The organism is Kitasatospora misakiensis (assembly GCF_042656005.1).
Taxonomy (GTDB): Bacteria; Actinomycetota; Actinomycetes; order Streptomycetales; family Streptomycetaceae; genus Kitasatospora; species Kitasatospora misakiensis.
The window spans coordinates 131682-149211 of sequence record NZ_JBHSOF010000013.1; the positions used below are offsets into that span (position 1 = coordinate 131682).

Consider the following 17530-nt stretch of genomic DNA (forward strand, 5'->3'; position numbering starts at 1 on the left):
TCCTTGACGGTGCATGGACACCGCTCTACAACGTAGTCAGCTCCCGGAAGCCCCGGCCCCCTGCCCCTCGCGGGCTCCGGAAGCCGTGCTGGCTCGCCGCCCCTGCCCGCTCGCCACCCCCACCGAGAACGAGGCACCCTCCATGCGTATCCGCACCTGCCTTGCCCTGGCCGCTGCCGCCGCGACCCTCGCCGTCGGCGCCGCCCCCGCGTCCGCGGTGCCCACCGCGGCCGCCGCCGTCCCCGTCCTGACCACCGGTGACGCCGCCGGCCCGGCCGTCGCCGCGGGTGACGTGCTGGTCGCCCCGCTCGCCGCCGGCACCAAGGCCACCTTCTACTCGGCCGCCACCGGCTCCACCGGCGTGACCTGCGGCGTCTCGCCGTTCACCGCACGGGCGCTGACCAACCCGGACGCGCCGGGGGCGGCGACCGCGTCCCTGACCGGTCTGACCTTCGGCTCCTGCACGGCCAACGTCACCGGCGTCACCTCGGTCAAGAGCCTCACGGTCGGCAACCTCGCGTACAACCTGGCGATCGGCGACGGCGCCGGCCACCCGGTCGTCCTCACCGCCGGAGCTTCCGGCCCCGTCCAGGCCTCGGCCGTGCTGAACAGCTGGTTCGGCACCCTGACCTGCACCTACCAGCTCAGCGGCGCCTTCACCGGCACCGCCGACAACGCCACGCACACCCTGGCCTTCCGCAACGAGCACTTCGTCAAGAGCGGCGGGTCGAGCCTCTGCCCGGGCGAGGGCTACTTCTCCGCGACCTACGGCCCGCTGACCGACTCCAGTCAGGCCGGCGGCCCGGTGGTCCACGTCAACTGACCGCACGCGCCGGCGACCCCGGCCCGCGCGCGGGCCGGGGGCTTCGGTCGGGGCGCCGGTGCTCAGACGCCGGTGCTCAGACGCCGGGGCTCAGGCGCCGGCGGCCGTCACGGACGCCGCGACCTCCAGCATCGCGTCGTTCGCCGCCTTGGCCGCCGTCAGCTCCGGCAGCCGCAGGCGGATCAACTCCTGCTCGTACGCGGCCTCGACGGTGAACCAGACGCCCACCACGTTGACCCGGGCTTTGCACTCGACGTCGGCCGTCGCCGTGGCGATCTCCTCCGCCGACGGCTTCTCGGTGGCCGCCCAGCGCTGGTCCCGCAGGGCGTCCCCGGGCGTGCCGTAGGAGTACCCGCGCTCGGCCATGCACCGTGACCAGTCCTGGAAGACGGCCTTCACCCGAGGGTCCTGCCGCGAACGTTCGAAGCCCTCGTAGTTGACGCCCACCGCGACGTCCGCGTCCCGGCCGGTACCGCCCCGCGCGGTCAACTCCCGCTGCGCGTCCGCGATGCAGCCGCCCGGCGGCAGCCGCTTGCCGCCGTACTCGGCGGCCGTGTCGGCGGCGGGCCTGCCGTCCGGCCCGAGGCCGGCGCCGAGCACGGTGGTGACGGCGGCACTCAGCGAGGGCGCCGCGGCGGGCTTCTTCCCACGGTTCGGATCGGGCGAGTGGTAGCCGTTCACCGAGACGTCGGCGAGCTCGATCGGGTCGTACCGGTGGGTGGTCTGGGTCTCGCCGGGCGCGGTCGAGGTCGGCGCGGAGTAGTCCAGGCCGAACCGCCGCACGCACCGGGTGACCAGCACGCCCTGCGCGGCGTCGTACTGCCGGAACTGCTCCCCGCTCAGCAGGTAGGCCTCGATGGGCAGGGCCCGGTCGTCCGCCCGGCTCAACCGGGGGACCTCCCCGATCGGGGGCGGGTCCATCGGGCCCAGGGAGGCGGAGGGCGGCGGTGGCGTGGCCGCGGTGCCGGCGGTTCCGGCGGATCCGGAGGCGCAGCCGGCGGTCAGGGCGAGGGTGGCGGTCAGCAGCAGGGCCGGCAGCGAACGGCCACGGCGCGGGGGTGTCATGCGGGACTCCTCGGACACCGGCCCGCGCGATGCCACGGGCGGTCGGGCGGTCGGGCGGTGGGTCGGTGGGGCCGACCCGGGGGCCGGGCCCCCGGGGAATCGGGGGCCCGGCACCCGGTCAGGGCCGGATCAGCGGTTTTCCCAGCTCTGCGAGTGGTTGTTGTTGCGCATGTTGACCGAGCCGCCGTTCCACGGCACGGCGCCCAGGTTCACCCACTGGTCGTGCGGGACGAACTGGTTCGGCCCGGAGTTGCGGATGCTGTACTCGCGGTAGTGCACGCGGAGGTTGAAGTTGTGGTCCATGTTCCACACCGAGGCGGCGTTGTTCAGCACGGGCTGGCCGTTGCCGGCGCCGCCGCCACCGAAGTTGCCGCTGTAGTTGCCGGCCTCGCCCTTGCCGAACTTGGCGCCGGCCCGGTTCGGGCTGTAGTAGAGGCACGCGTCGCCGGTGATGCAGCCGCCGCTGCTCGCGAAGGCCGGCGCCGCGCTGCCGAGCAGCACCGTGCCCAGGGTGGCCGCGGCCAGGATGCCGGCCGCGATCTTCTTGTTCATGTCACTGCCTTTCGATCGATGGATCGGGAATTCCGCATGCCTCGTCATCGAGGGGAGAAGCCATTCCCGGATCAAGGCCGGGCTGTGCACCGCCCGACGGGAAGCGACTCTGCCGCAGCGGTCAGGCCGCTTCGAGGGGCGTGCGCCGCTTTGAGACGTCTCAATCGATCAATGGCTGCTGACCTGCGGTTTGGGAAGTCGATTCGTGTCATTGTGAGACGCCGGAATTTCGGTCGTGGGCGGATTCTGCCCGTTGCTCACCGGTTTCCGATTTCACCGCAGCTGTTCTGTGGCGGGGTTATTTCTGGGGTATTTTCGGGGCGACCTGCGCGACGTAACTCCCTGGTTCCGGAAGTGGAACTAATTACTCCGGTGATTCGCGTGTCCGGATGCTCCCGGAAAGCCCCGTCAACGGCGTCGGGGGAATTCCCGGGAGGCCCGGCCGGGCACGTCGGCGCGTCGGAGGGGTCGACGGCCTCGCGTCGACCGGGGACCTGCGGCTGCTCGCCTGGTAGAAGGGTGTGCGTCGCCCACCGGACGTCGCCCACCGGACGTCGCCCACCGGACGTCGCCCTCCGGGCAGGACAGAACAGGAACGGGAAACATGGAACGTGTGACTGGCATCGGCGGCTACTTCCTGCGCGCCGCCGACCCGGAGGCCCTGGCCGCGTGGTACCGCGACTGCCTGGGTCTGGACGCCGACGAGCACGGCCTGTGGCAGCAGGACGCCGGGCCGACGGTCTTCGCGACCTTCGAGTCCGGCACCGACTACTTCGGCCGCCGCACCCAGCAGACCATGCTCAACTTCCGCGTCCGCGACCTGGACGCGATGCTCGCCCAGCTCCGGGCCAAGGGCGCGGACGTGGCCGAGGAGGGCGAGGACATGGAGGGCGTCGGCCGCTTCGGCTGGGTCACCGACCCCGAGGGCAACCGCATCGAGCTCTGGCAGCCCGCCTGATCCCTCGGGCGGGCCCGTCCGTCGGGCCCGCCCATGACCTGCTCGGGACTCAGGCCGCGACGGCCTCGACCACCGACAGCACCGTGGGCGTGGGGATCACCCGGGACAGCCGCAGTCCGGCCCTGCCGAACAGCTCCGCGAAGTCGGCCTCGGTGCGCTCACGGCCGGTGAGGGAGGCCATCATCATCAGGTCCAGCGCCTTCGACTGGTGGGGCGCGTTGCCCGGCGGGACCACGGCGTCCAGGACGAGGATCCGCCCGCCCGGACGCAGGGCGCGGCGGCAGTGGCCGAGCAGGGTCACGCAGCTGTCGTCGTCCCAGTCGTGGGTGATCCGCTTGAGTAGGTGGACGTCGCCCGACGGTACGGAGGAGAAGAAGTCGCCCTCCTGCGGTGTCCAGCGGCCCGCGATCTGCCCGTGCGCGCCCAGCCGGTTCCCGGCGAGGACGTGCGAGCGGTCGTAGAGCACGCCCGCCAGACCGGGGTTGCGGAGCAGCACCTCCAGCAGCAGACCGCCGTGGCCGCCGCCGACGTCCACGACCGTGCCGCTCGGCGGGAAGGCGTAGGCGGCCGCGATGGGCGCGTTCTCCGGGTCGGACATCGCCGCCATGCCGACGTGGAAGACGGCCGCGGTCCGCTCGTCCTTGGCGAAGTGGTCGAAGAACGGCACGCCGAACAGCTTCTCGAACGCCGTTGTGCCCTCGGTCAGGCAGTGCGTCAGCTCCCCGGCCGGCCGCCACATGGTCCGGTCGGTCAGCATCTGGACCGCCGTCCGCGCGGAGTACGGGACGTCGCTGCGCAGGGCCTGCCCGGCCTCGGTCAGCGTGAAGCGGCCCCGCTCGTCCTCGGCCACGATGCCGCGGGTGGCGAGCAGCCGCAGCACCCGGTGCAGATTGCGGGCGTCGGTGCCGGTCGCGACGGCGAGCTCGGCGGCGGAGGCGGGGCCCTTCACGAGGTGGTCGGCGACCCCGACGTCGGCGGCGGCCCGGAGCGCGGCCGGGAACAGGAAGCCGAGCGCCTCGTCGACCAGGAAGGCGGCGGAGCTCCGCAGCCCGTCCTCCCGGTCGGTGCCGCTCGCCGCAATCTCTGTCCGCTCGCCGTCGCCGTGTCCCGCGTCCTGGCTCATGCCGTTTTCCTTCCGCTGCTGTCCGTCCGTGGATCCGCCCGCCCCGGAGACTGCCCATGAGTAACCGTTCCAACACCCAGCGCGACGGATCCCCGCTGCCCGGCAGGCCGGCCGCGCGGGGAGGTCGCGGACGACGGGACTCGCCGCGTCCCACCGGGCCGTTCCAGGCGCCAGCGAATCCGCAGGTCAGAGGGGGTGGAATCGTTCCAGCGTGCCGGATCGGCGGGAAAGCCTGGCCGGTGGGACGGACGGCGGGTCAGAGTGCTGCTCAGCGGGGCGCCGACGGTGGCGCCGACCGCCTCTCTCATCCGCTCATCGCTTACGGGGATCCCTCATGTCCACTCGCCGTGCTCTGTTCGTTCCGGCCGCGCTCGTCGGCGCCGTCCTCACCCTGACCGCTTGCGGGCCCGACGACCTGGCCGGTTCGCCGAAGCCCGCCGCGCCCAACACGGCCGGTCCGGTTCCGGCCGGGGCGGACCCGGTCGGTCCGGTTCCTACGGCGTCGAAGCCTGCCGGCGGGCCTCAGCCCGCCGCGGAGCCGACCACGGCGGCGCCCAAGGGCGGGGGTGCCGGAAGCACCGCCGCGCCCGCTGCCCCCGCCGCTCCGGCCGCGCCTTCTGCCGCTGCCGCGTCCGCCGGTGGCGGCATCGCCGACGGCGACTCCTACGCCTACACCCACCCGTGCGAGGGCAAGAGCCTGACGGTGCGGGTGACCGTCCGCCCGGCGGCGCCGACCCAGCGGGTGATCGAGGTCCGCAACCAGGGCCCGCAGGCCTGCGGGCTGAGCTACTACCCGCTGGTCAGCCTTGGCGACTCGCACGCCGCGGACCGGAGCAAGGACGTCACGCCGCTGGTCCCCGGCGGGTTGGGCGGTGCCCCGGCCTACCCGCTCGGGGCCGGGCGGACGGCGTACGCCGTGATCGACCTGAACCCCGGCGACGCGACCACCGGCACCGCCGCCGGGATCGACGAGATCAACGTGCTGGCCGACGGCGACCACATGCCCGCCGCGGAGACGCGCAACTTCCCCCTCGACCCCGGCGCGAAGGTGCTCAAGCCGAAGCTGGGCCTGTACCGGAGCACGGTCGCCGACGCGGCGGCCTCCGCCGCCACCGCGGACCACCGGCGGCCCTGAGCGCGGCCCTGAGCGCGCCGCGCGCCACCCGGGATTGGAGGTCCCGGAACGGCAACCGGTACCGTGAGCTGCGGGTTCGGCGGGGAGTCGGGCCGGGGCGCGGTGCGGGGAGTCAGAGTAATGGGTGTGGAGACCGACGAGTTCGCCGGCATGTTGCGGGCACTGAAGGAACGGTCGGGCCACAGCTACGGGGTGCTGGCCACCCGACTGCACGCCAGCACCTCCACCCTGCACCGCTACTGCAACGGTGCGGCGGTCCCCGCCGAGTACGCGCCGGTGGAACGGTTCGCCCGGGCGTGCGGGGCGTCCGCCGCCGAACTCGTCGAGCTGCACCGGTGCTGGATCGTGGCGGACGCGGCACGGCGCCGCGAGGCGGGGGCGGCGGCGTCCAAGCCGCAACCGGCCCGGGCGGCGACCACGTTGGCGCCGGAGGCTGCGGAACCGGCTCCCGGTCAGCAGCCGGCACCCGCGCCGGAGCCGCAGGCCGACCCGGTGACAGTCACCACGGTGCCGTCCCCGGGCCCCTCGGCCCGTCCCGGTCGGCGGCGGTCCCGGGTGGTGCTCGGCGCGGTGGCGGTGGTCGGCTTGGTCGTCGCCGTACCGGCGGTCGTGCTCCAGGGCCGCGCCGAACCCTCCGCCACCGCCTCCGCCGAGCCCCCGAGCGTGTCCCCGACCTCGTCCGCGCCCCCGAGTTCGCCGTCCCCCGCGCCGGCCGCCTCGACCCCGGCCGCCTCGACGCCGGCGGCCTCGACGTCAGCCACTGCGGCCCCGGTCGACGAGACCTCAGCGCCCTTCCACGTCAACGTCCTCACCGACAACTGGGGCAGCCCCTGCGGCCAGTGGTTCCTCTCGCCCCGGCCCCCGGGCCAGGTGACCGTGCCGCCGGACTCCTCCGCGGACAGCGACAGCTGGGCGGCCGCCCAACAAGCCGTCCCCGGAGGCCACCTGCGTCTGCAACTGACCGCGCAGGGCGCCGACGCCACCCCGGTCGTCCTGCACGCCGCGTACATCCAGGTCGTCAGCACGCAGCCGGCACCCAAGGGGAACGCCTACACCCCCGGTTCCGGCTGCGGCGGCGCCCTCACCCCGGCGGCCTTCGCGGTGGACCTCGACGCGCCCGCGCCCCGGGCCGTCCCCGTCCCGGCGGAGGGGACCACGGGCAAGTCGGCCCTCTCGAACTTCCCCTACCGCGTCTCCGCGACCGACCCGCAGGTCCTCAACGTCGACGCGACCACCGCCTCGCAGGACGTCTCCTGGAACCTCTACCTGGTCTGGAGCAGCGGCGACCGCCAGGGCCGGCTCCGGGTCGACAACCACGGCCGCCCCTTCCACACCGTCGGCATCCGGGACGCGCCCGCGTACTCCTACAACGGCAAGAAGTGGTCCCCGACCCAGCCCGACCTCTGAGCCCGCGCCCGCCCCCGCCCCCGCCCGCCCCGCTCGCGCTCACCCGACCAGGCGTAGCCAGGCCGAGGCGAGGGCGGCGTGGCCGGCGGCCGTCGGGTGGACGCCGTCTGCGGACCAGTGCTCGGGGCCGGTCGTCGCGGCGAGTTCGGCGAACATGCCGTCCGCGGCGAGCAGGTGCGCGCCGTACCTGCGGGCGAGTTCGCGCACGGCCTGGATCTTCGGGTCCAGATCGGCCCGCCATTCCTTGCGGACCTCCTCGTCGACCAGGGCGTGACCGGCCTCGACGGTGCCGCTGATCGGCAGGAGGAACGGTTCGACGAGGATGAGGTCCGTGCCGGCCTCGGCCAGTGGCGCGAGCAGCCGGTCGTAGCCCGCCGCGAACTCCTCGGCGGGGATGACCCGGCCGTCCGGCGCGGTCGTGTGCCAGCCCACGTCGTTGATGCCGACGAGGATCGACACCACGTCCGGGCGCGCGTCGAGCACGTCCGCCTGCCACCGGGCCTCCAGGTCCATCACCTTGTGGCCGGCGACCCCGGTGTTCAGCCAGGTGACGGGCCGGTCCGGGTGCCGGAGGCCCCATTCGCCCGCGACGCGCAGCGGATAGCCGAAGCCGAGGCCGTCCGCGCTCTCCAGCCGCCAGCCGTCGGTGATCGAGTCTCCGGTGAACATCACCGTGCTTCCCGGGCGGAGAGTGATCGTCATGAGTACTCCTTCTGCGTTCTTCGTTCGGGTTGGAGGGAGACGGGCGCTCACCGGGAGCGTTGCCGCGCGAGCGGATTTCAGACCTCGGCGGAGGAAGCCGCTCGGACGGCTCCGCCGGTGCTTGCGGGCTCGGGGGCCGCCGGCTGGTCGGCCACCGGCTCGGGGCGGCCGGGCAGGAGCAGGCAGAGCGGCACGGCGACGGCGGTGAGCGCCAGCGCCCACCAGAAGGCGGTGCCGAAGCCCTCGGCCAGCGCGTCCGGGGTGCGGGCGGCGCGGGTGCCGTGCTGGAGGACGACGGAGAGGAGGGCGATGCCCACCGAGCCGCCGAGCTGCTGGGCGACCCGGGTGATCATGCTGGCGTCGGGGATCTCCCGGTGCGCCAGTCCGACGTAGGCGGCGCCCATCGGCGCGATCATGGCGGCACCCAGCGCGATACCGCGGACGAACAGCGCCGCCATGAGCAGCACCGCGCTGCTGTCGGCGGTGACGAAGGCGAACGGCACGGTGGTCACGGCGACCAGCGCGAACGCCGCGACGGCGACCCCGCGCGGGCCGACGCGGTCGGTGTACCGCCCCGCCAGCCCGCGGGCGAGGAGCGCGCCGGCCCCCTGCGGGACGAGCAGCAGTCCGGCGCCGAGCGCGTCCTCGCCGCGGACCTGCTGGAAGTACAGGGGGAGCAGCATCATCGACCCGTACAGGGCGATGCCGCCGAGGAAGAGCAGGGTGGCGGAGGAGGCCACCGCGCGGTGGCGGAACAGCCGCACCTGGACGAGCGCGCCCTCGGGGCGGGCCAGTGCCCGGGCGACGAAGCCGGCGACCAGCGCGAATCCGCCGATCAGCGGGGCGAGGACCTCGGCGTCGGCGAAGCCCGCGCTGCCCTCGACCCGGGAGAGGCCGTACACGAGGGCGGCGCAGCCGGGGGAGAGCAGGAGCAGGCCGAGGAGGTCGAGGGGCGCGCCCGGGCGGTCGGGCGCGGGTCGGTCGTCGGGCAGGTGGCGCAGGGCGAGCAGGGCGCCGACGGCGCAGAAGGGGATGTTGACGAGGAACAGCCAGCGCCAGTCGGCCAGATGCAGGATCAGGCCGCCGAGGACGGGGCCGAGGATCGGTCCGAGGGCGGTGGGCACGCTGATGACGGCCATGACCTTGCCGATGTTCCGGCCCCGGGCCGCCTGGATGAGCAGCGTGGCCATGAGCGGCATCATGATGCCGGCCGCGGCGCCCTGGAGGACGCGGAAGGCGATCAGGCCGGCCGCGTCCCAGGCCAGCGCGCTCAGGACCGAGCCGAGCAGGAACACGCCCAGGGCCGCGATCCACAGGCGTCGGCCGCCGAGCCGGGCCTGCGCCCATCCGGCGAGCGGGACGGTGACGAACACGGCCAGCAGGTAGCCGGTGCCCACCCATTGGACGGTGGACAGCGGGGCGTCGAGTCCCTTGGTCAGGTCGTCGAGCGCGACGCTGACGATGGTGGTGTCGAAGACGACGGCGAGGGCGCCCACGATGAGGGCGATCGCCATGCGCCACACGGCGGGATCCACCCGATCGGGGGTGGAGGGGTTCGGAGTACTCATGGGCAACAGCCACCTTTAGATACGCGGGTCTATCTTACGGCCGTCAGAGTAGGGCGCTAGAATAAGAAAGGCAAGTCTTTCCAACGGAGGGGTGCATGACCGAACGACGCCGCGGACCGGCACTGGAGAAGGCGCTCCTCGACGCGGCCTGGGCGGAACTCGCGGAACACGGCTACGCCCGGTTCACCATGGACGCCGTCGTCAAGCGCGCCGGCACCAGCCCGCCCGTCCTCTACCGCCGCTGGGCCAACCGCGACGAACTCGTCCGCGCCGCCGTCGCCCACACCCTCCGGGCTTCCCGCGTCGCCCTCCCCGACACGGGAAGCCTGCGCGGGGACGTCCTGGCCCTGCTGCGGGAGCTCAACTCCGGGACCCGCGTCCGGCTCGTCACCGTGATGAACCTGCGCCTGGCCGACTACCACCGCGAGACCGGCACCAACCCCGCCGAGCTGCGCGACCCCCTCCTGACCGGCCGGGCGGAAGCCCTCGACGAACTCTTCGCCCGCGCCGTCGCCCGCGGCGAGGTCCGACCGGAACGCCTCACCGAACGCCTCAAGTCCCTCCCCTTCGACCTGCTGCGGCACGACATCCTCACGACCTTCGCCCCGGTCCCCGACGACGCCCTCGAAGAGATCGTCGACACGGTCTTCCTGCCGCTGGTCCGTTGATCCGCTGGTCCGTTGATCCGCCGGCCACCGCGGTCGGCGGACCGAAAACCGCTTGAGCTCCGGGTGGCGATGTGGCAGGCTCGCCCGCCGTGAACAAGATCACCGGGGCGCGGACTCCGGTGACCCGCACGTACCACGGAGGACGGATGGCATCGGTCAAGCAGGTCCAGGTCACCTTCGACTGCGCCGAGCCGGAGCGCGTCGCCCGGTTCTGGTGCGAGGTGCTCGGCTACGTCGCCCCGCCGCCGCCGGAGGGCTTCGACACCTGGGACTCCTTCAACCGCTCGCTGCCGCCCGAGCGCCGCGGCGCGGCCTTCGCCTGCAAGGACCCCTCGGGCGTGGGCCCGCGCCTGTACTTCCAGCGCGTCCCCGAGGGCAAGGTCGTCAAGAACCGGGTGCACCTCGACGTCCGGGCCGGCACCGGCCTCGTCGGCGAGGAGCGCCTCGCCACCCTCCAGGCCGAGTGCGACCGCCTGGTCGCGCTCGGCGCGGTCTGCGTGCAGGTCCTGTACGCCGACGAGGAGAACGAGTCGTGCATCGTGATGCAGGACGTCGAGGGCAACGAGTTCTGCCTCGACTGACGGCGCCCGCCCCTCGGTCGCTCCGGCCTCAGTGGAATTGTCAGTGGTGCTGGCGATGATGTCGTCCATGAACGCCGCTCTGCTCACCCCCGGCGACTACGCCGATGCCGTCGCCACCGCCGTCCGGGCCGCCGCCGCCTACTACGGGGACGGCACCACCCCGCTCGGCGACGACGAGTACGACGCCCTGGTGCGCGCCATCGAGACCTACGAGCAGGCGCACCCGGGCGAGGTGCTGCCCGACTCGCCCAGCGGGAAGGTCGCCGCCGGGGCGGTCGTCGGCGACGTGCCGCACACCGTGCCGATGCTCTCGCTGGACAACGTGTTCTCCGCCGAGGAACTCGCCCAGTGGGCGAGCGGACTGGACCGGCGGCTGGGCCGCCCGGTGGCCGCCTGGTGCGTCGAGCCGAAGCTCGACGGCCTGGCGGTGGCCGCCCGCTACCGCGCCGGACGCCTGCAGCAGATCCTCACCCGCGGCGACGGCCTCGCCGGCGAGGACATCAGCCACGCCGCCGACGCCGTCCTCGGCCTGCCCGCCGCGCTCACCGAGCCCGTCGACGTCGAACTGCGCGGCGAGGTCCTCCTGACCCACGAGCAGTTCGAGCACGCCAACCGGATCCGCACCGAGCACGGCGCCGAGCCCTTCGCCCACCCCCGCAGCGGCGCGGCCGGCACCCTGCGCGCCAAGGACCGCCCCTACCGCGTCGAACTGACCTTCTTCGCCTACGGCGCCGTCGGCCTCGACGAGGACCTCACCCACAGCGCCCTCCTCGAACGGCTCGCCGCCCTCGGCGCCCACACCGCCGCCACCACCGCGGCCCACCCGCTGCGCTGCGCCACGATCGAGGAGGTGCAGCAGCGCATCGACGAGATCGTCGCCCTGCGCTCCGCCCTGCCCTTCGGCATCGACGGCGTCGTGGTCAAGGCGGACGCCGCCGTGGACCAGCGGGACGCCGGCTCCGGCTCGCGCGCGCCGCGCTGGGCCGTCGCCCGCAAGCTCGCCGCCGAGCACAAGGTCACCCGACTGCTCGACGTCGAGTGGAACGTCGGCCGCACCGGCATCATCGCCCCGCGCGCCGTCCTTGAACCCGTGGTCATCGACGGCGTCACCGTCACCTACGCCACCCTCCACAACCCCGCCGACATCACCCGGCGCGACCTCATGATCAACGATCAGGTCTTCGTCTACCGCGCCGGCGACGTCATCCCCCGCGTCGAGGCGCCGCTCACCGACCAGCGGACCGGTGACGAACGCCCGATCGCCTTCCCCGAGGTCTGCCCCCGCTGCGGCGACGCCATCGACCGGGAGGAGCAGCGCTGGCGCTGCGTACGGGGCCGCAACTGCCAGGTCGTGGCGTCCATCGGCTACGCCGTCGGTCGCGACCAGCTGGACATCGAGGGACTGGGCGGTACCCGGGTCGTCCAGCTCGTCGACGCCGGCCTGGTGACCGACCTGGCCGACCTGTGGACCCTTACCCGTGAGCAGTTGCTCTCCCTGGAGCGCATGGGCGACACCAGCACGGACAACCTGCTCGCCGCGATCGAGACCGCCCGCAGCCGCCCGCTCAACCGGGTGTTCTGCGCGCTCGGCGTCCGGGGCACCGGGCGCACGATGTCGCGCCGCGTCGCCGCCCACTTCGGTTCCATGGCCGCGATCCGCGCCGCCGACGCCGACACGCTGGCGACGGTGGACGGGATCGGCCCGGAGAAGGCCCGCGTCATCGTCGCCGAACTCGCCGAGCTCGCCCCGCTGCTGGACAAGCTCGCCGCCCACGGCGTCGGCACGGCCGTCACCGAACCCCAGGCCCCCGCCGTGGCGGTCACCGAGGGGCCGGCGGCCGAGGACGGGGCGGGTACGGGCCCGCTCGCCGGCGAGGCCGTGGTCGTCACCGGCAGCATGACCGGCCCGCTCGCCGCGCTCTCCCGCAACGAGATGAACGAACTCGTCGAGCGGGCCGGCGGCAAGGCCTCCTCCTCGGTCTCCAAGCGCACCACCCTGCTGGTCGCCGGGGAGAAGGCCGGATCCAAGCGCGCGAAGGCCGAGGAGCTCGGCATTCGCATCGTCACGCCCGACGAGTTCGCCGCCCTGCTCGCCGACCACCTCCCGCAGGTCTGACGGGCGGGTGCGGCGTCGCTCCGTCGGTCGGCCGGCCTGCGCGGAGCCCGGGCCCGGGTCACACCAGTGCCGCGCCGCCGTCCACGGCGAGCGTGGTGCCGGTGACGTAGGCGTTGGACAGGGCGAACAGATAGGCCGCCGCGGCTTCCTCGGCCGTGCCGACGCGCCGCGTGAGCAGCCCGGACCCGGCGTCCTGGAGGAAGGCCTCCGGGTCCGGGACGCTGCCGTCCCACAGCTCGGTGCGGATCACGCCGGGCTGGACCACGTTGACGCGCAGCGGGGCGAGTTCGACGGCGAGTGCCCGGGACAGGGCCTCGACGCCGCCGGTGATCCCTGCCGCGAGCGCGGTTCCGGGCAGGGGGCGGATCGCGAGGACGCCGGAGCTGAAGGTGATCGAGCCGCAGTCGCGCAGTCGCGGTGCGGCGTAGTTGGCGGAGAGGAAGGCGCCCCAGAACCTGCGCTCGAAGACGGTCCGGGCCTCCTCCGGGGTGGTGTCGACCAAGGGCTTGATCAGCAGGGCTTCGCCCGCGGTGTAGACGAGGTGGTCGAACTCCCCGACCTGCTCGAAGAAGGCGGCGATGGCGTCGCCGTCGGCGACGTCCAGACGGCGGCCCTCGGCCCGCCCGTCCGGCCGCTCGCCCAAGCGCTTCGTCGCGGCGTCGACACGATCCTGACTGCTGGAGGCGACCACGACGTCCGCGCCCGCCGCCACGGCCTGTTGGGCCACCGCGAAGCCGATGCCGGAGGTGCCACCGATGATCACGATCTTCTTGCCGGCCAGAGACATGGGATCCGCTCCTTCGTCGATGCGGCGCCAAGGGCTCGGCACCGCCATGGCACGAACGTACGCCGCCACAGCGAGACGGTGAATGACTGAAGATCTTGATTCCCTGTCATATCGTCTCGCCGCACGGGCGCTAGGGTGGCGCCATGGACATCCTGAGCGACACCCTCGAAGTCCTGCGCACGGGACGCCCGATGGTGACTCGCACCGACGCGCACGCCCCGTGGGCCCTGAAGTTCCAACCCGTCTCGGGAGCCGGATTCCACGTGGTCGTGGAAGGGCGCTGCCATCTGCTGCCGCCGCACGGCGAACCGCTCGCGCTCGGACCGGGCGACATCGTGTTCCTGCGGCGCGGCAGCGGACACACCCTGTGCGACGTGCCGGACCGCGATCCGGTGGACTTCGTACCGGAGCGTGTGGACCGCTCCTCGCCGATCGGCCAGGTCACCGTGGACGGACCGGGGCCGCGCACGGTGCTGGTGTGCGGCGCGTACGCGATCGACGTCGATCGCCCGCATCCGCTGTTCGGCGATCTGCCGGAGGTCATCCACCTCCCCGCGGTGCCCGGCCGCCACCCGGTGCTGCGCTCGGCGGTCGATCAGCTGTGCGCCGAGTTCCACGCGCCGCAGCCGGGCTCGGACGCGGTCGTCACGGCGCTCATCGATCTGCTGCTGCTGTACATCCTCCGGTCGTGGTACGCCGAGGCGCCGACGGAGCGGACCCGGGGTTGGACGGCCGCGCTGACCGACCCGGCGGTCGCCCCGGCCCTGAAGGCGATCCACGACGATCCCGGCCGTCCCTGGACCGTGGAGTCGCTGGGCGCCCGCGCCGGGCTGTCCCGTGCGGCGTTCGCCCGCCGCTTCGCCTCGGTGGTCGGCGAGCCGCCGCTGACCTACCTGACCAACTGGCGGATGGCCACCGCGGCGCGGTTGCTGCACCACTCGCCGGCCCCGCTGAGCACCGTCGCGCAGCACGCCGGGTACACCTCGGAGTTCGCCTTCGCCAAAGCCTTCAAACGACACTTCGGATCGCCGCCGGGCGCCTACCGCAAGCAGGCCAGGACGGCGGGCGGGGGTTTGCAGAAGGACCCCAGGACGACAGGAACGACAGGAGCACACCCGTGACCGACGCGATGTCCTTCCTGCTCCAACGCCTGCACGCGGCCGGCCTGACCGACGCCGTCGCGGCCGAGCCGGCCACCGGAGGCCTCGCCGCGACCGCGGGTCTCGCGCGCCGCGGCGACGGCACGTCGGTGTTCGTCAAGGCGTTCGACGAGGTGTTCGTCGAGGCGTTCGGCGAGCCGCCGTCGTTCGACGCCTTCGCCGCGGAAGCCGAAGGGCTCACCGCGCTGCGCGAGGCGGGCGGCATCGCCACACCCGAGATCATCCTCGCGGACCGCGACCTGCTGGTGCTGTCGGTGCTGCGGCCCCGGCCGGGCACCGAGGCGTTCTGGGAGCAGCTCGCGCACGCGCTCGCCCACCTGCACACCAGCACGCGGCACCCCCGTTTCGGGTGGCACCGGGACAACTGGCTGGGCCGTCGCCGGCAGGTCAACACCTGGGAGGACGACGGGTTCGAGTTCTTCGCCCAGCACCGCCTGCTGCGCTGGCTCGACGAACCCCGCGTCCGGGAGGCGCTCGACGCCGCGGACCGGGCGGCGCTGGAGCGGCTGTGCGACCGCCTGCCCGAACTGCTGCCGGTCCGGCCCGCCTGCCTGACACACGGCGACCTGTGGGCGCTGAACGTCATGGCCACCCCCGACGGGCGGCCCGCACTGATCGACCCGGCCGTGTCGTACACCTGGGCCGAGGTCGACCTGGCCCACCTGTGGACGACGGCACCGCCGCCCGAGGCGCACGTGTTCTTCGACCGCTACGCCGAGCTGACCGGACTCGACCGCGACTGGCGCGACCGCATGCCGATCCTCCAACTGCGCCAGCACCTGGCCGTGATCGCCCAGTTCACCCCCGACTGGGGCGCCGCCGATCTCGTCCGCGCCACCCTCGCCCCGTTCCGGCGGCGGCCCTGAGGTAGCGCCCGTCTTCCAACCCCCGCCTGCCGTCAGGCGCCGAAGTTCAGCGCGTACAGCGAGCGCACCAGGTCGGGGGTGACGAAGTCCATCGGGACGGTGCCGAGCACCGGCCGCGTCGAGCGGTCGAGGCCGCCGAGGTAGCCGCGCAGCTTGGGGGTGATCGCGTCGGCGGCCTGCCGGGGCCAGAGGCCCCAGCCGGAGCTGGAGGTGAAGGTCAGGAAGAGCCGCTGCGGGTCGGTGGCGGCGCGGGCGGCGGTCAGGTGGGCGGAGACCTCCGGCCACTTGCGCGAGTTGAGCTCGAAGACGGTGCCGATGTCGTAGTCGTCCTCGATGTCAGTTCGCCCGCCGCCCCACCGGATGCCGGGCAGGCCGGAGTTGTCGGCCAGCAGGACGACCCGGCCGCGCACCTCGCCGAGCCGGGGGATCCGGTCCTCCGTCCAGAACAGGCCCGGCCAGCGCCGCCGGTAGTCGGCGAAGAGTGCGCCGAACTCGGCGTCGGAGACGGTGGAGTACTCCTGCTTGACCCGCATCACCAGGGCCTCGCCGGGGTGGGCGCCGAGGAACGCCTGGCACTGGTTGAGCACGTCGCCGAAGAAGATCTGCTGGAACACCGGCCCGTGGTGGATCGCCAGGACCCCGTCGACGGCCCGGCATCGGACGTCGAGGAACCGCACCCCGGCCGCCAACTGGTCCGGCACGGACAGGGTCTGCGTCTGCGTCAGCCCTCCGCCGTACAGCGAACAGGTGTCGTGCGTCCCGGGCAGGGTGAGCCGGGCGAGCGAGGCCTGCGCGTCGACGGCCCCCAGCCAGTCGGCACCGCCCGGCACCCCCGCCGCACGGGCCCGCGGCACCCCGGCCGCCAGCCCCGCCACCCCGAGGGCGACCAGCACGGCAGCGCGGCTGAAGGCCCGCCGGCTCATCGGTGTACGCGTGGTCAAGGACACGGCGTGGTACCCCCGTTGGGTGTGAGGGGACAGAACGGAACGAGCGAGTGACATGCTCATTGTCGGGACTCCACCCCACTTTGCCCAGAGGCGGAACCGCTCGGGTCCCCGGTTCCCGCTCCCTTCCGGGCTTCCGGACACCCTCCGGCCGCCGGACCGGTCGGCGAGGTCCGGGTGGAATTCCGCGCATCGTTGGTGCGCGACGTGTCAGGATGCCCACCATGTCCAGTCGCGCGCTGAGTTTCGGAACGAAGGCGGAAGCCTACGAACGCTTCCGGCCCGGGTACCCCGCAGAGCTCTTCGAGCTGGTGGCGGCGTACGCGGGTCGGCCGTTCGGCGCCGCGCTGGAGATCGGGGCCGGGACCGGGAAGGCGACCCGGCTGTTCGCCGGACGGGGGGTCGCGGTCACCGCGACCGAGCCCGACGGGGCGATGCTCGCCGAGTTGCGCCGACATGTGCCGGCCGACGTCACGACGGTGCGGGCCGCGTTCGAGGAGCTGCGACCGGGCGCGACGTACGGGCTGGTCTACGCGGCGGCCGCGCTGCACTGGACGGAGCCGGAGGGGCGGTGGGCGCGCGTGGCCGCGCTGCTGGAGCCCGGCGGTGTGTTCGCCTCCTTCGGCGGACCGGTCCAGCTGGCCGACCCGGCGGTGGCGGAGGCCGTCCGCGCGGCACGGGCGCCGTTCCTGGAGAGCGACGACGTCCCGTCCCCCGACGGGACCCCGCCGGGGCAGCACCTGCAGTGGCCGGGCACCGAGCTCCAACGGTCCGCGTGGTTCACCGACGTTCAACAGTCCCTTCTCGAACGGCGCTTGACCGTGGGCGCCCGCGACTACGTCGGCCTTCTGTCGACCGTCTCCGCCTATCTCGTGCTGCCGCCCCCGGAGCAGGAGGAGGTGTTCCGCCGGATCCTGCGGGTCCTGCCGGAGGCGGTCGAGATCGCCGCCGACGTCACCGTCCACCTCGCCCGTCGCCGCCCCGAGGCGTAGCGCCGATCCCGCCGGACCCCTTTCCTTCTGCGGCAACTCGACTACGCTCGCCAGGGTCACGGCCATGATCGAACGAGGGGGTA

Annotated in this window: 17 protein-coding genes; 10 read left to right on the plus strand and 7 right to left on the minus strand. The window is 73.5% G+C overall.

The annotated features are described in order from the left end of the window. Nucleotides 1-142: 142 nt before the first annotated feature. Nucleotides 143-823, plus strand: coding sequence for a Tat pathway signal sequence domain protein (locus ACFP3U_RS13260; protein WP_380225653.1), 681 nt, complete (start codon nucleotides 143-145; stop codon nucleotides 821-823). A 90-nt stretch (nucleotides 824-913) separates the two neighbouring features. Here ACFP3U_RS13260 and ACFP3U_RS13265 read toward each other — a convergent pair whose 3' ends face one another. Beyond that, on the minus strand, nucleotides 914-1888 hold the full coding sequence (locus ACFP3U_RS13265) for a hypothetical protein (RefSeq protein WP_380225654.1): 975 nt from the start codon (nucleotides 1886-1888) through the stop codon (nucleotides 914-916). Nucleotides 1889-2017: 129 nt separating this feature from the next. Beyond that, nucleotides 2018-2440, minus strand: a complete 423-nt coding sequence (locus tag ACFP3U_RS13270) for a hypothetical protein (RefSeq protein ID WP_380225655.1) — start codon at nucleotides 2438-2440, stop codon at nucleotides 2018-2020. Between the two features lie 604 nt (nucleotides 2441-3044). On the opposite strand from ACFP3U_RS13270, the gene ACFP3U_RS13275 reads away from it, so the two are divergent. Continuing rightward, nucleotides 3045-3398 carry a VOC family protein gene (locus tag ACFP3U_RS13275; protein ID WP_380225656.1) on the plus strand — a complete coding sequence of 118 codons (354 nt, stop codon included), beginning with the start codon at nucleotides 3045-3047 and terminating at the stop codon, nucleotides 3396-3398. A gap of 49 nt (nucleotides 3399-3447) precedes the next feature. Here the strand turns inward: ACFP3U_RS13275 and ACFP3U_RS13280 are convergent, their stop codons facing one another. Next, entirely contained in the window at nucleotides 3448-4521 is a 1074-nt protein-coding gene (locus tag ACFP3U_RS13280) for a methyltransferase (protein ID WP_380225657.1), read from the minus strand. Nucleotides 4522-4855: 334 nt separating this feature from the next. On the opposite strand from ACFP3U_RS13280, the gene ACFP3U_RS13285 reads away from it, so the two are divergent. Together ACFP3U_RS13285 and ACFP3U_RS13290 are read left to right on the plus strand one after the other, a co-directional pair. Next, complete coding sequence (locus ACFP3U_RS13285; protein ID WP_380225658.1) at nucleotides 4856-5656, plus strand: DUF4232 domain-containing protein; 801 nt, start codon at nucleotides 4856-4858, stop codon at nucleotides 5654-5656. A gap of 120 nt (nucleotides 5657-5776) precedes the next feature. Then, nucleotides 5777-7063, plus strand: coding sequence for a helix-turn-helix domain-containing protein (locus ACFP3U_RS13290; protein WP_380225659.1), 1287 nt, complete (start codon nucleotides 5777-5779; stop codon nucleotides 7061-7063). A 39-nt stretch (nucleotides 7064-7102) separates the two neighbouring features. Here ACFP3U_RS13290 and ACFP3U_RS13295 read toward each other — a convergent pair whose 3' ends face one another. Continuing rightward, nucleotides 7103-7765, minus strand: coding sequence for an SGNH/GDSL hydrolase family protein (locus ACFP3U_RS13295; RefSeq protein WP_380225660.1), 663 nt, complete (start codon nucleotides 7763-7765; stop codon nucleotides 7103-7105). 77 nt (nucleotides 7766-7842) lie between these two features. Continuing rightward, complete coding sequence (locus ACFP3U_RS13300) at nucleotides 7843-9333, minus strand: MDR family MFS transporter (protein ID WP_380225661.1); 1491 nt, start codon at nucleotides 9331-9333, stop codon at nucleotides 7843-7845. A gap of 95 nt (nucleotides 9334-9428) precedes the next feature. Between ACFP3U_RS13300 and ACFP3U_RS13305 the strand changes: the two genes are divergently transcribed. The 3 genes from ACFP3U_RS13305 to ligA all read left to right on the plus strand — a co-directional run bounded on the left by ACFP3U_RS13305 (nucleotide 9429) and on the right by ligA (nucleotide 12698). Next, nucleotides 9429-10001: a TetR/AcrR family transcriptional regulator gene (locus ACFP3U_RS13305; protein WP_380225662.1), complete on the plus strand. Its 573-nt coding sequence runs from the start codon at nucleotides 9429-9431 to the stop codon at nucleotides 9999-10001. A gap of 146 nt (nucleotides 10002-10147) precedes the next feature. Continuing rightward, nucleotides 10148-10582 carry a VOC family protein gene (locus ACFP3U_RS13310; protein ID WP_380225663.1) on the plus strand — a complete coding sequence of 145 codons (435 nt, stop codon included), beginning with the start codon at nucleotides 10148-10150 and terminating at the stop codon, nucleotides 10580-10582. 58 nt (nucleotides 10583-10640) lie between these two features. Continuing rightward, nucleotides 10641-12698: an NAD-dependent DNA ligase LigA gene (gene ligA / locus ACFP3U_RS13315; RefSeq protein ID WP_380225683.1), complete on the plus strand. Its 2058-nt coding sequence runs from the start codon at nucleotides 10641-10643 to the stop codon at nucleotides 12696-12698. Between the two features lie 58 nt (nucleotides 12699-12756). Here the strand turns inward: ligA and ACFP3U_RS13320 are convergent, their stop codons facing one another. After that, nucleotides 12757-13485 carry an SDR family oxidoreductase gene (locus tag ACFP3U_RS13320; RefSeq protein WP_380225664.1) on the minus strand — a complete coding sequence of 243 codons (729 nt, stop codon included), beginning with the start codon at nucleotides 13483-13485 and terminating at the stop codon, nucleotides 12757-12759. A 143-nt stretch (nucleotides 13486-13628) separates the two neighbouring features. Between ACFP3U_RS13320 and ACFP3U_RS13325 the strand changes: the two genes are divergently transcribed. Both ACFP3U_RS13325 and ACFP3U_RS13330 read left to right on the plus strand, forming a co-directional pair. Then, on the plus strand, nucleotides 13629-14606 hold the full coding sequence (locus tag ACFP3U_RS13325) for an AraC family transcriptional regulator (protein WP_380225665.1): 978 nt from the start codon (nucleotides 13629-13631) through the stop codon (nucleotides 14604-14606). Next, entirely contained in the window at nucleotides 14603-15511 is a 909-nt protein-coding gene (locus tag ACFP3U_RS13330) for a fructosamine kinase family protein (RefSeq protein ID WP_380225666.1), read from the plus strand. The genes ACFP3U_RS13325 and ACFP3U_RS13330 overlap by 4 nt, the downstream gene beginning before the upstream one ends. Nucleotides 15512-15543: 32 nt before the next feature. Here the strand turns inward: ACFP3U_RS13330 and ACFP3U_RS13335 are convergent, their stop codons facing one another. After that, entirely contained in the window at nucleotides 15544-16452 is a 909-nt protein-coding gene (locus ACFP3U_RS13335; RefSeq protein WP_380225667.1) for a phosphatidylinositol-specific phospholipase C, read from the minus strand. Nucleotides 16453-16679: 227 nt separating this feature from the next. On the opposite strand from ACFP3U_RS13335, the gene ACFP3U_RS13340 reads away from it, so the two are divergent. Continuing rightward, the gene (locus tag ACFP3U_RS13340; protein ID WP_380225668.1) at nucleotides 16680-17447 is read left to right on the plus strand and encodes a class I SAM-dependent methyltransferase; all 768 of its coding nucleotides are present in this window, start codon (nucleotides 16680-16682) and stop codon (nucleotides 17445-17447) included. Nucleotides 17448-17530 lie beyond the last annotated feature (83 nt).